The sequence below is a fragment of the Pseudomonas sp. 9.2(2024) genome (assembly GCF_039695385.1).
In the GTDB taxonomy this organism is placed as follows: domain Bacteria; phylum Pseudomonadota; class Gammaproteobacteria; order Pseudomonadales; family Pseudomonadaceae; genus Aquipseudomonas; species Aquipseudomonas paraglycinae.
Genome location: NZ_CP155585.1, coordinates 923,543 through 936,029, shown reverse-complemented (window position 1 = coordinate 936,029; position 12,487 = coordinate 923,543). Strand labels below are relative to the sequence as shown.

10 protein-coding genes are annotated in these 12,487 nt (G+C 62.3%); all 10 read left to right on the top strand.

The features are described from left to right. Positions 1–18 precede the first annotated feature (18 nt). On the top strand, positions 19–1,398 hold the full coding sequence (locus ABFB52_RS04115; RefSeq protein ID WP_129973482.1) for a PepSY domain-containing protein: 1,380 nt from the start codon (positions 19–21) through the stop codon (positions 1,396–1,398). A gap of 162 nt (positions 1,399–1,560) precedes the next feature. After that, positions 1,561–3,687: a TonB-dependent receptor gene (locus ABFB52_RS04110; protein WP_129973481.1), complete on the top strand. Its 2,127-nt coding sequence runs from the start codon at positions 1,561–1,563 to the stop codon at positions 3,685–3,687. Between the two features lie 12 nt (positions 3,688–3,699). Then, positions 3,700–4,488 (top strand): ABC transporter ATP-binding protein, encoded by a 789-nt coding sequence (locus ABFB52_RS04105; RefSeq protein WP_129973480.1) that lies wholly within the window; start codon positions 3,700–3,702, stop codon positions 4,486–4,488. Continuing rightward, positions 4,485–5,432, top strand: a complete 948-nt coding sequence (locus ABFB52_RS04100; RefSeq protein WP_129973479.1) for an ABC transporter substrate-binding protein — start codon at positions 4,485–4,487, stop codon at positions 5,430–5,432. The genes ABFB52_RS04105 and ABFB52_RS04100 overlap by 4 nt, the downstream gene beginning before the upstream one ends. Further along, complete coding sequence (locus ABFB52_RS04095; protein WP_129973478.1) at positions 5,429–6,439, top strand: iron ABC transporter permease; 1,011 nt, start codon at positions 5,429–5,431, stop codon at positions 6,437–6,439. The genes ABFB52_RS04100 and ABFB52_RS04095 overlap by 4 nt, the downstream gene beginning before the upstream one ends. Before the next feature lie 205 nt (positions 6,440–6,644). Next, the gene (gene urtA, locus ABFB52_RS04090) at positions 6,645–7,910 is read left to right on the top strand and encodes an urea ABC transporter substrate-binding protein (protein WP_007950596.1); all 1,266 of its coding nucleotides are present in this window, start codon (positions 6,645–6,647) and stop codon (positions 7,908–7,910) included. Between the two features lie 252 nt (positions 7,911–8,162). Further along, a complete protein-coding gene (gene urtB, locus ABFB52_RS04085; RefSeq protein WP_102688365.1) occupies positions 8,163–9,665 on the top strand; it encodes an urea ABC transporter permease subunit UrtB in 1,503 nt (500 codons plus the stop codon). Beyond that, on the top strand, positions 9,665–10,744 hold the full coding sequence (gene urtC, locus ABFB52_RS04080) for an urea ABC transporter permease subunit UrtC (RefSeq protein ID WP_129973477.1): 1,080 nt from the start codon (positions 9,665–9,667) through the stop codon (positions 10,742–10,744). The genes urtB and urtC overlap by 1 nt, the downstream gene beginning before the upstream one ends. A 23-nt stretch (positions 10,745–10,767) precedes the next feature. After that, positions 10,768–11,610 (top strand): urea ABC transporter ATP-binding protein UrtD, encoded by an 843-nt coding sequence (gene urtD / locus ABFB52_RS04075; RefSeq protein WP_169432587.1) that lies wholly within the window; start codon positions 10,768–10,770, stop codon positions 11,608–11,610. A 154-nt stretch (positions 11,611–11,764) separates the two neighbouring features. Next, positions 11,765–12,463 (top strand): urea ABC transporter ATP-binding subunit UrtE, encoded by a 699-nt coding sequence (gene urtE, locus ABFB52_RS04070; protein ID WP_007950600.1) that lies wholly within the window; start codon positions 11,765–11,767, stop codon positions 12,461–12,463. Positions 12,464–12,487: the final 24 nt, after the last annotated feature.

The following is a 12,487-nucleotide window of genomic DNA, read 5'->3' as shown; positions in this document are numbered from 1 at the left end:
CCAAGCGGAGCACACGTGATGAAACAGCCCAAACCGAATTTCTACAACCTGGCCTGGCGTTGGCATTTCTATGCCGGATTGTTCGTCGCGCCATTCATGGTGATGCTGGCCCTGACCGGCATCATTTACCTGTTCAAGCCGCAGCTCGATTCGCTGATGTACAGCAGCCTGCTGAACGTCCCCGCCGGGCATCACACCGTGCCGGCCGATGACTTGCTGCAAAAGGTCAAAAGCGCTTATCCACAGGGCCAGGTCACCCAGTACCTGCCACCGGCGAATGCCGAGCGCAGCGCGCAGTTTGTCGTGGCCAATGCCGGCCATGAACTGAACGTATTCGTCGATCCGTACCACGGCGACATCCTTGGCGAGCAGGATGCCAGGCAGAACCTGCAAGCCATCGCCCGGGCGATTCACGGCGAACTGATGATCGGCACCGTCGGTGACCGACTGATCGAAATGGCCGCAGGCTGGGGCGTGGTGCTGGTGGTGTCCGGGGTTTTCCTGTGGTGGCCGCGAGGTCAGGCCGCGGGGATTCTGTGGCCACGCCTGAGCAGTCGCGGCCGCGTGCTGTGGCGTGATTTGCATGCCGTTACCGGATTCTGGGGCGCCGCATTGCTGCTGGTGATGCTGCTCAGCGGCATGACCTGGACCGGCTTCTGGGGCAAGCAATACGCGCAGGTGTGGAACGTGTTCCCGGCGGCGATGTGGAACAACGTGCCGACCTCCGACGTCGAGGCTGGCAGCCTCAACAACGCCGCCCGCCAGACCGTACCGTGGGCGATGGAAAACACCCCGATGCCGATGTCCGGCGACCACGCCGAACACATGGCCCACGGCGGCATGCAACACGGCCCCGCTGCACCGACCATCCGCCTGCAGGATGTGCAAAACATCGCCATCGAGCGCAAGGTCGAGCCGGGCTACAGCATCACAATGCCGACCACTGCCACCGGTGTGTTCACCATCGCGGTATTCGCCGACGACCCGCGTAACGACGCGACCCTGCACGTCGATCAGTACACCGGCAAAGTTTTGGCCGACGTGCGCTTCGAGCAGTACGGCGCTGTTGCCCGGGCTACCGAGATCGGCGTGATGCTCCACGAAGGCAAGATGTTCGGCACCTTCAACCAGATCATCGTGTTGCTGATCTGCCTGATGATCCTGCTCAGCGCTGTCAGCGGCGTGGTGATCTGGTGGAAGCGCCGGCCACAGGGCAAGTTCGGCGTGCCACCGCTGCGCCACGACCTGCCGAAGTGGAAAACCGGGGTGGCGATCATGCTGGTTCTGGCGGTGGTGTTTCCGCTGGTGGGGGCTTCGCTGGTGGTGGTGTGGTTGCTGGATCGGCTGCTGGTGTCGCGTCTGGGCCGACAAGCTGAATCTGCCTCAACTTCATCATGAAACAGGCGAGATGCGCGATTTAGACAGATCTTTAAACTGCCGGGGCTTAAACTCCGGCATTTTTTAGTGTTACTGTATAACGCAAATTTGCTGCTCCGCCCGCAGCCATGCACCGTCATGAGCCTGCGGGCTTTTCTTTTGAAGAAGTGATTCACCGCCCCGATGAACAAGTACCTCTTGTCCAGCCTCTGTCTGTTCGCCTTGAACCACAGCGCCCACGCCGACAACGCCCCGCTGACGCTGCCCACCGGCACCATCACCGCCCCGGCCAATGACGACCAGACCGTCAGCCTGACCACGCCGACCAGTGCCGGCTCGCGTCTCAACCTCAGCGCGATGGAAACCCCGGCCAGCGTCGAAAGCCTCAGCGGCGAGCAAGTCCGCGCCCGTGGCGATCGCAGCGTGCAGGACGCGGTGTCGCGCAGCACCGGCATCAGCCGCACCGGCACGCCGGGCGATGGCGGCACCTCGTTGCAGGCTCGGGGTTTTACTGGGCAGAGTTCGGTGATGCAGTTGTATGACGGTAACCGCATGTACACCGGCATGGGCACCGTGACGTTCCCGGTCGACACCTGGTCGGTGGAGCGCGTCGATGTCCTGCGCGGCCCGGCCTCGGTGCTGTACGGCGAAGGCGCGACCGGTGCGGTGGTCAACGTGATCCCGAAAAAGCCGTTCGAAGGCGAAATCGAAAACCACGTGCGCGTCGGTTATGGCTCGTTTGATAGTCAGCAGCAGGCGTTCGACAGCGGCGGCTCGCTGACCGACACCCTGAGCTATCGCCTCAACCTCAATCGCCTGCGCAGCAATGGCTGGGTCGATCGCGGTGATTCGTCCAGCGACTTCATCAGCGCCGCCCTGCGCTGGCAGGCCACCGATGATCTGACCTTCACCCTCGCCCACGATTACGGCGACCAGCGTCCGCAGAACTACTTCGGCACGCCGCTGATCAACGCCCAGTTGAAGGACAGCCTGCGCAACAAGAACTACAACGTGCGCGACGACAAGCAGCACTACAACGATCAATGGACGCGCCTGACCAGCGACTGGCAGATCAACGATGCAGTCAGCGCCAGCAATGAGCTGTACTACCTCAAGGCCCAACGCCGCTGGCAGAACGCCGAGAACTACAACTTCGACGCTGACAGTCAGCAGCTCAGCCGCAGCGGCTACTTCGGTATCGGACACAAACAGGAACAGGTCGGCGACCGCCAGACCTTCACCTTCAAGCATTCGCTGTTTGGTCTCGACAGCCAGACCGTTACCGGCGTTGATTACAACCGCATCCGCTTCCAGCTCGACAGCAACTCGCCGTTCAACGACGTATTGCCGAACGGCCAGCCGCTGGATCTGTACCACCCGCAAACCGGTTACTTCGAGAGCGCCGACCCGTATCGCGATCAATTCGACAGCACCACCAAACAGATGTCGGTGTTCGCCGAAAACCGCACGCAACTGAGCGAACGCTGGTCGTTGGTAACCGGTGTGCGCCGCGACTACGTGCATGTGGATCGCAACAACCTGGTCGACGGCAGCCAGAGTGACAAGACCCTGACCGGCAACAACTGGAAGGCCGGCCTGGTGTTCGCGCTGACGCAGGACACTTCGTTCTATGGCCAGGTCGCCACCAGCACCGATGGCATCGGCGGTCTGATTTCCCTGAGCCCGAGCCAGCAGCAATATGACCTGTCCACCGCGCGGCAAACCGAGATCGGCCTGAAGCAGCTGTTCTGGGATCAGCGTGGCGAATTCACGCTGGCGGCGTATCGCATCGTGAAGAAGAAGCTGCTGACCGACGATCCCGGTAACCCGACGCTCAAGCAGCAGGTCGGCCAGCAATCGTCGAACGGCCTGGAAGCCAGCCTCGATCTGCAATTGCCACACGCCTGGCAACTGCAAACCAACGCGGCGATCGTCAAGGCCAAGTACGACGATTTTGAAGAAGTGGTCGGCGGCGTGCCGGTGTCGCGCAATGGCAATCGTCCGGTGGACGTACCACGGCGCACCGCCAATCTGTGGCTGAGCAAGGCGCTGACCGATGACCTGAAAGCCGGCGCCGGCGTGCGTTATGTCGATGCGCGCTACGCCGACATGGCCAACCATAACGAGCTGCCGAGCTACACCGTGATCGATGCGACGCTGTCGTGGAAAGCCCTGCGCAACACCACGCTGGGGTTGCAGGTGAACAATCTGTTTGACCGGACATATGCGCAAAGCCAATACAATGAGGGCCAGCAGTGGATTCTGGGTGAGCCTCGTTCGTTCTTTGTCACGGCTGACTACACCTTCTAGAACAGGAACGAAATGACCTCACTGTCCCTCACCGATCTCGCCTGGACACCTTTGGGCCACGGCCACTGCCATCACCAGTTCCAGCTGCGTGACGCCTCGTTGCAAGTGGCCGCCGGTGAGTTCGTCGGGCTGATCGGGCCCAATGGCAGCGGCAAGACCAGCCTGTTGCGCTGCGCCTATCGCTTCAGCCAGCCGGAGCACGGTGAGGTCAGACTCGATCACCACAATGTCTGGAAACAATCCTCACGCTGGTGTGCGCAACGCATCGCCGTGGTGCTGCAGGAGTTCCCCGACGCCTTCGGCCTGACCGTCGAAGAAGTGGTCGCCATGGGCCGCACGCCGCACAAAGGCCTGTTCGACGGCGACACGCTGGAAGACCGTCAGCTCGCCACCCAGGCCCTCAAATCCGTGGGCCTCGACGGCTTCGAAGACCACGCGTTCGCCACGTTGTCCGGTGGTGAAAAACAACGCGTGATCCTCGCCCGGGCCCTGACCCAGCAACCGCAACTGCTGATCCTCGACGAGCCGACCAACCACCTCGACCCGCGCTATCAGCTGGAACTGCTGCAGCTGGTCAAGCGTTTGCAGATCGGCACGTTGGCGAGCATCCACGACCTGAACCTGGCCGCCGCGTTCTGCGACCGTTTGTATGTGATCAACCACGGTCGCATCGTCGCCAGCGGCACCCCGCAACAAGTCCTGACCGTCGAACTGCTGCGCGACGTGTTCGGCGTCGAAGCATTGATCGATTCCCACCCCCTCCACGGCTACCCGCGAATCACCTGGATAACCCGACCATGACTGTGCGCTCCCTGCTTTGCCTCGCTCTGTTGCTGGGCACCACCCACGCCTTCGCCGAGGCCACGAAGTACCCGCTGACGATCCAGAGCTGCAACCGTGAAGTCACCTTCAAGGAAGCGCCGAAGCACGCGGTCAGCCACGACATCAACATGACCCAGATGATGCTCGCCCTCGGCCTCAAGTCGAAGATGGCCGGCTACAGCGGCGTCAGTGGCTGGAAGTCGGTAACGCCTGAAATGCAGAGTCTTCTCGACGGTCTGCCGGAGCTGGCAGCCAAGTACCCGTCGGTGGAAACGTTACTCAACGCCAATGTCGATTTCTTCTTCGCCGGCTGGGATTACGGCATGCGCGTCGGCGGCGATCTCACGCCGCAGACCCTGCAACCGTTGGGCATCAATGTGTATGAACTGACCGAATCCTGCGCCTTCGTGATGAAGCGCCCCGCCGCCACGCTGGACGACACCTACAACGACCTGCGCAACCTCGGAAAGATTTTCGACGTGCAGGATCGCGCCAACGCGCTGATCGCTGACATGCAAAGTCAGATCGCCGAAATCCGCAAAGACCTGCCCGCTGAAAAACCACGGGTGTTCCTGTACGACAGCGGCGAAGACCGCGCCATGACCTCCGGCCGCCTCGGCATGCCGCAAGCGCTGATCGACGCCGCCGGCGGGCGCAACGTCCTCGATGATGTCGAAGCGAGCTGGACCCGGGTCAACTGGGAAACCGTGGTCGAGCGCAATCCGCAGGTGATCGTGATCGTCGACTACAGCGAAATCACGGCCGAGCAGAAGATTGAATTCCTGCTGAAGAACAAGGCGCTGCAATCGGTGGACGCGATCAAGAACCAGCGCTTCATCGTCATCCCTTACGTGCAGGCCACGCCGGGGATCGACAACGTGCTGGCGGTGGAAACCCTGGCCAAAGGTTTCCACGGCGAATGATCGATCGTCGCTATGCGCTGCTGCTGATCGCCCTCGGTGCCGTATTGCTGGTGTCCTGCGTGGTGTCGCTGGGCTTCGGCCCGGCGCGAGTGCCGGTGGACGTGGTGTGGCGGATTCTGCTGCACAAACTGTTCGGCCTCGGTGTGCCGGACTGGAGCGCCGGTCAGGAACACATCGTCTGGCTGATCCGCGTACCGCGCATGCTGCTCGGTGCATTGGTCGGTGCCGGGCTGGCGCTGATCGGCGCGGTGTTGCAAGCGGTCACGCGCAATCCGCTGGCCGATCCGCACCTGCTTGGCGTCACCTCCGGCGCCACGCTCGGTGCAGTGATTGTGGTACTGCACGTCGGCGAAATCGTCGGACTGCTGACCTTGCCGATTGCCGCGTTCATCGGCGCGTTGTTGAGCATGTTTCTGGTGCTGGGCATCGCCAATCGGCAGGGTCGGCTGGACAGTGATCGTCTGCTGCTGTGTGGCGTGGCCGTTTCGTTCGTGATGATGGCGATCGCCAACCTGCTGTTGTTCATGGGCGATCACCGCGCCAGTTCGGCGGTGATGTTCTGGATGCTCGGTGGCCTTGGTCTGGCGCGCTGGGAGTTGTTGGCGGTGCCGGCGCTGAGCGTGTTGCTTGGCTTGATTCTGCTGATCGGCATGGCCCGTCCGCTGAACGCCTTGATGGCCGGCGAACAGACCGCCGTCACCCTCGGCCTGAATGCGCGGGCGGTGCGGCTGCGGGTGTTCGTGATTGCTTCGCTGATGACCGGGGTGCTGGTGTCGATCAGCGGCTCCATCGGGTTTGTCGGGCTGATGGTGCCGCACATTGCCCGGCGCCTGATCGGTGCTGAGCATCGGCGTCTGCTGCCGGTGTGCGTGTTGCTCGGCAGCGTCTTTCTCGTCTGGGTAGACGTCGCCGCACGCACGTTGATAGCCCCCGAAGACCTGCCCATTGGCGTCGCCACCGCAGCCCTCGGCGGCCTGTTCTTCATCGGCCTGATGCGCCGCCGCTGAATCCTCCGGGTGCGCCCCAATCTGGCGCACCCCGTTGCACCTTTGCATGCAACACGTCCCCTCATGGTGCGCCGACTTCGTGCGCAACCGCTCTAAACCGACATTTCCCTGCCCAAACCCGACCGGGCACAGCCCTTGCAAAACAGCCTTCAGTCGTTCGCATCTGCCAACCATAAAAAACTTTAACGTTCATGGAGATCGCACAATGAAGCGTCGCAGTTTGATCAAGGCTTTCACACTCACGGCATCCATTGCCGCGATGGGCATGACCTGGACCGTACAGGCCGCCGAGACCATCAAGGTCGGGATTCTGCATTCGTTGTCCGGCACCATGGCGATCTCCGAAACGTCGCTCAAGGACATGGCGTTGATGACCATCGACGAGATCAACGCCAAGGGCGGAGTGAACGGCAAGATGCTTGAGCCGGTGGTGGTCGACCCGGCGTCTAACTGGCCGCTGTTCGCGGAAAAGGGCCGCCAGTTGCTGACCCAGGACAAGGTCGCGGTGGTGTTCGGCTGCTGGACCTCGGTGTCGCGCAAATCGGTGCTGCCGGTGTTCGAAGAACTCAACGGCCTGCTGTTCTACCCGGTGCAATACGAAGGCGAAGAGATGTCGCCGAACGTGTTCTACACCGGCGCCGCGCCGAACCAGCAGGCGATCCCGGCGGTTGAATACCTGATGAGCGAAGAAGGCGGCAGCGCCAAGCGTTACTTCCTGCTCGGCACCGACTATGTGTACCCGCGCACCACCAACAAGATCCTGCGTTCGTTCCTGCATTCCAAAGGCGTAGCGGACAAAGACATCGAAGAGGTCTACACCCCGTTCGGTCATAGCGACTATCAAACCATCGTCGCCAACATCAAAAAATTCTCGGCCGGCGGCAAGACCGCTGTGATCTCCACCGTCAACGGCGACTCCAACGTGCCGTTCTACAAAGAGCTGGCCAACCAGGGCCTGAAGGCCACCGACGTACCGGTGGTGGCGTTCTCGGTGGGTGAAGAAGAACTGCGCGGCATCGACACCAAGCCGCTGGTGGGCAACCTCGCGGCGTGGAACTACTTCGAGTCGGTGGATAACCCGGCTAACAAGAAATTCGTCGCCGACTGGAAAGCCTACGCGAAGAAACACAACCTGCCGGGCGCCGACAAAGCGGTGACCAACGACCCGATGGAAGCCACTTACGTCGGCATCCACATGTGGGCGCAGGCGGCGGAGAAAGCCAAATCGACCGACGTCGACAAGGTCCGCGAAGCCCTCGGCGGCCAGACCTTCGCCGCGCCGTCCGGCTACACCCTGACCATGGACAAGACCAATCACCACCTGCACAAACCGGTGATGATCGGCGAAATCCAGAGCGACGGTCAGTTCAACGTGGTGTGGCAGACCGAAGGGCCGATTCGTGCGCAGCCTTGGAGCCCGTTCATTCCGGGCAATGACAAGAAGCCGGAGTATGCGGTGAAGAGCAACTGAGGCGGATTCAGACCTTGAGGCGGACTTGAGACCTTCCCCCTCACCCCAGCCCTCTCCCTCAGGGAGAGGGGGAAAGGGAGCAGATCTCCATCGTTTTCAAAGCCTGAGTTCGACTCTGTTTTTTCAGGTCGATGCTTGATGAACAGACAACTCGGTCAGTCCCCTCTCCCTCCGGGAGAGGGCTAGGGTGAGGGCTGGATTTCGCAGTCGGACACCGCTCCATCGGCCACCGCAACACAGGAAGCACCACCCATGCCCACTGCCTTTTACCGCATTATCCTGGCCATCTTGCTCCTGTTGCCCATGATGACCCACGCCAGCGACGCCGAAGACTTCGTCGCCGCCAACCCGATGCAACAGGCCAAACTGCTGGAAGCCTGGGCCGCGCAGCCCGATCCGGCGCGTATCGAACTGATCAACGCCCTGCAACAAGGCGAACTGACCGTCGACGGCCAACCCAAAACCCTGCGCCTGAACAACCGCCTGCGGGGTCTGATCGACACCGCTCTGGCCAGCCACCAATTGCTCGCCGCCGACGCCAAAACCCGTCTGACCGCCGCGCAGCAATTGCAGAAAAGCGCCAAACCGGCGCAGCTGAAATTCCTCGACCAGCAACTGGCTGGCGAACAAGACGAAAGCGTCCACGCCGCCCTGAGCCTGGCACTGGCCAACCTGCAACTGGTCGACACCGACCCGGCGGTGCGCCTCGCGGCCGTGCGTCTGCTCGGTGAAACCGGCGACCCGTTGGCCCGCACCCGCCTCGAAGGCCTGCTCGAACCCGGCGTCGAAACCGATGCCAACGTGCGCACTGCCGCCGAAACCAGCCTCGCCCAGGTCAAGCGCAAACTGCTGGTCGGCGAACTGCTCGGCCAGGCCTTCAGTGGCATGTCCCTCGGTTCGATTCTGTTGCTCGCGGCACTTGGCCTGGCGATCACCTTCGGCCTGCTCGGCGTGATCAACATGGCCCACGGCGAAATGCTGATGCTCGGCGCCTACTCGACCTACGTCGTGCAGCTGATGTTCCAGCGCTACGCGCCGAATGCCATCGAGTTCTATCCGCTGATCGCGCTGCCGGTGGCGTTCTTCGTCACGGCCGCCATCGGCATGGCCCTGGAGCGCACGGTGATTCGTCACCTCTACGGTCGCCCGCTGGAAACCCTGCTCGCCACCTGGGGCATCAGCCTGATGCTGATTCAGCTGGTGCGACTGGTGTTCGGTGCGCAGAACGTTGAAGTGGCGAACCCGGCGTGGCTGTCCGGTGGGATTCAGGTGCTGCCGAATCTGGTGCTGCCGTACAACCGCATCGTGATCATCGCTTTTGCGTTGTTCGTGGTGGTGCTGACCTGGCTGCTGCTGAACAAGACCCGCCTCGGCCTGAACGTGCGCGCCGTCACCCAGAATCGCAACATGGCCGCCTGCTGCGGCGTGCCGACCGGGCGCGTCGACATGCTCGCCTTCGGCCTCGGTTCGGGCATCGCCGGGCTCGGTGGCGTGGCCCTGAGCCAGATTGGCAACGTCGGCCCTGACCTCGGCCAGAGCTACATCATCGACTCGTTCCTGGTGGTGGTGCTCGGCGGTGTCGGCCAACTGGCCGGCAGCGTGTTCGCCGCATTTGGCCTGGGCATCGCCAACAAGATTCTCGAACCGCAGATCGGTGCGGTGCTCGGCAAGATCCTGATCCTCGCGCTGATCATTCTGTTCATCCAGAAACGTCCGCAAGGCCTCTTCGCACTGAAAGGACGGGTGATCGACTGATGAACCAGCCTCTACTAGTCACGGCCACACAAAAGGCCGGCCCGAAAGCCACGCTCGCCATCGGCGCGGTGGTGCTCGCCTTGCTGATCGCCCTGCCGCTGCTGTCGCTGTTGCCGGCGGACAGTGCGCTGCATGTTTCGGCCTACACCCTGACGCTGGTCGGCAAGATTCTCTGCTACGCCATCGTTGCCCTGGCGCTGGATCTGGTCTGGGGTTACGCAGGTCTCTTGTCGCTGGGCCACGGTCTGTTCTTCGCTCTCGGCGGTTATGCGATGGGCATGTACCTGATGCGTCAGGCCGCCGGTGATGGTCTGCCGGCGTTCATGACGTTCCTGTCGTGGACCGAATTGCCGTGGTACTGGAGCGGCACCGGCAGCTTCCTCTGGGCGATGTGCCTGGTGGTGTTGGCGCCGGGGTTGCTGGCGCTGGTGTTCGGCTTCTTCGCCTTCCGTTCGCGGATCAAGGGCGTGTATTTCTCGATCATGACCCAGGCCCTGACCTTCGCCGGCATGCTGCTGTTTTTCCGCAACGAGACCGGCTTCGGCGGCAACAACGGCTTCACCAATTTCCGCACGATCCTCGGCTTCGGCATCACCGAACCCGAAACTCGCGCGGTGCTGTTTCTGGCGACGGTACTGCTGCTGGTGGCGAGCCTGTTCATCGGCTGGCGCCTGGCCCGCAGCAAGTTCGGCCGGGTGCTGACCGCGCTGCGTGATGCGGAAAACCGCCTGATGTTCTGTGGCTACGACCCGCGTGGTTTCAAGCTGTTCGTCTGGGTGTTGAGCGCCGTGTTGTGTGGTCTGGCTGGCGCGTTGTACGTGCCGCAGGTGGGGATCATCAATCCGAGCGAAATGTCGCCGACCAACTCGATCGAAGCTGCCGTGTGGGTAGCCCTTGGCGGGCGCGGTACCCTGATCGGCCCGCTGCTCGGCGCCGGCGTGGTCAACGGCATGAAGAGCTGGTTCACCGTGGCCTTCCCCGAATACTGGCTGTTCTTCCTCGGCGCGCTGTTCATCGTCGTGACGTTGTACCTGCCCAAAGGCGTGATCGGTCTGCTGAAGAAACGAGGTGAATCATGAGAGTCACGGCGAGCGCTGAATTCATGCTGGAACCGGCCTTTTTCCCGGTGGAACCGAACAAGGACGAAGGCACCAGCCGCGACTCGATCGGCCTCGGGCAACGCGTCGGTCCGGGCCTCGACACCCGCCACGGCACGATCCTGACCCTGGAAGACATCAGCGTCAGCTTCGACGGCTTCCGGGCGCTGAACAATCTGAACCTGTACATCGGCGTCGGCGAACTGCGCTGCATCATCGGCCCCAACGGCGCGGGCAAAACCACGCTGATGGACGTGATCACCGGCAAGACCCGGCCGAGCCACGGCAAGGCGTGGTTCGGTGAAACCCTCGACCTGACGCAGATGAGCGAAGTGCAGATCGCCCAGGCCGGCATCGGGCGCAAGTTCCAGAAACCGACGGTGTTCGAAGCGCTGAGCGTGTTCGAGAACCTGGAGCTGGCGCAGAAAACCGACAAGTCGGTGTGGGCCAGCCTGCGGGCGAGGTTGAGCGGCGAGCAGAAAGACCGGATCAGCGAAGTGCTCGACACCATTCGCCTGACCACCTCGGTCAATCGCCCGGCGGGGCTGCTGTCCCACGGACAGAAACAGTTTCTGGAAATCGGCATGTTGCTGATGCAGGACCCGCAACTGCTGCTGCTCGATGAACCGGTGGCCGGCATGACCGACGCCGAAACCGAGTTCACCGCCGAGCTGTTCAAGTCGCTCGCGGGCAAGCATTCGCTGATGGTGGTGGAACACGACATGGGCTTCGTCGGCTCGATTGCCGACCACGTCACCGTGTTGCACCAGGGCAGCGTGCTGGCCGAAGGTTCGCTGGAACAGGTGCAGGACAACGAGCGAGTGATCGAGGTTTACCTCGGTCGTTAGCCCTGCGATTCAGATCGTTCCCACGTCGAGGCGTCGAACCGTCCGCGTGGGAATGCCGCCATGGACGCTCCGCGTCCGCCGTTATGTGACGCGGAGCGTCACGGGATTCATTCCCACGCAGAGCGTGGGAACGATCACCGGGGAGAGTTTGAACATGCTGCAAGTCGACAAGCTGCACCAGTACTACGGCGGAAGCCACATCCTGCGCGGCCTGAGCTTTGACGTGAAGGTCGGCGAAGTGACCTGCCTGCTCGGGCGTAACGGTGTGGGCAAGACCACGCTGCTCAAATGCCTGATGGGCCTGTTGCCGGCCAAGGAAGGCGCGGTGAACTGGGAAGGCAAACCGATCACCACGTTCAAGCCGCATCAGCGGGTGCACGCCGGGATCGCCTACGTCCCGCAGGGACGGGAGATTTTCGGCCGGCTGACCGTGGAAGAGAACCTGCTGATGGGTCTGTCGCGATTCCCCGGCAGCGAAGCCAAAGAAGTGCCGGCGTTCATCTACGAGCTGTTCCCGGTGCTGTTGCAAATGAAACAGCGGCGCGGCGGCGATCTGTCCGGGGGGCAGCAACAACAGCTCGCGATTGGCCGCGCACTGGCCAGCCGTCCGCGCCTGCTGATCCTCGACGAACCCACCGAAGGCATCCAGCCGTCGGTGATCAAGGAAATCGGCGCGGTGATCAAGAAGCTCGCCGCCCGGGGCGACATGGCGATTCTGCTGGTGGAGCAGTTCTACGATTTCGCCGCCGAACTGGCCGATCAGTACCTGGTGATGTCCCGGGGCGAGATCGTGCAGCAGGGCCGTGGCGAAAATATGGAAGCCGAAGGTGTGCGCGGGCTGGTGACTATTTGAGGTTACGGTCTAATCTGTAGCGTC

Bases quoted from the DNA above. Each gene is read 5' to 3' on its own strand.
- ABFB52_RS04115 (WP_129973482.1), top strand. From the start codon at position 19: ATGAAACAGCCCAAACCGAATTTCTACAACCTGGCCTGGCGTTGGCAT.
- ABFB52_RS04110 (WP_129973481.1), top strand. From the start codon at position 1,561: ATGAACAAGTACCTCTTGTCCAGCCTCTGTCTGTTCGCCTTGAACCAC.
- ABFB52_RS04105 (WP_129973480.1), top strand. From the start codon at position 3,700: ATGACCTCACTGTCCCTCACCGATCTCGCCTGGACACCTTTGGGCCAC.
- ABFB52_RS04100 (WP_129973479.1), top strand. From the start codon at position 4,485: ATGACTGTGCGCTCCCTGCTTTGCCTCGCTCTGTTGCTGGGCACCACC.
- ABFB52_RS04095 (WP_129973478.1), top strand. From the start codon at position 5,429: ATGATCGATCGTCGCTATGCGCTGCTGCTGATCGCCCTCGGTGCCGTA.
- urtA (WP_007950596.1), top strand. From the start codon at position 6,645: ATGAAGCGTCGCAGTTTGATCAAGGCTTTCACACTCACGGCATCCATT.
- urtB (WP_102688365.1), top strand. From the start codon at position 8,163: ATGCCCACTGCCTTTTACCGCATTATCCTGGCCATCTTGCTCCTGTTG.
- urtC (WP_129973477.1), top strand. From the start codon at position 9,665: ATGAACCAGCCTCTACTAGTCACGGCCACACAAAAGGCCGGCCCGAAA.
- urtD (WP_169432587.1), top strand. From the start codon at position 10,768: ATGCTGGAACCGGCCTTTTTCCCGGTGGAACCGAACAAGGACGAAGGC.
- urtE (WP_007950600.1), top strand. From the start codon at position 11,765: ATGCTGCAAGTCGACAAGCTGCACCAGTACTACGGCGGAAGCCACATC.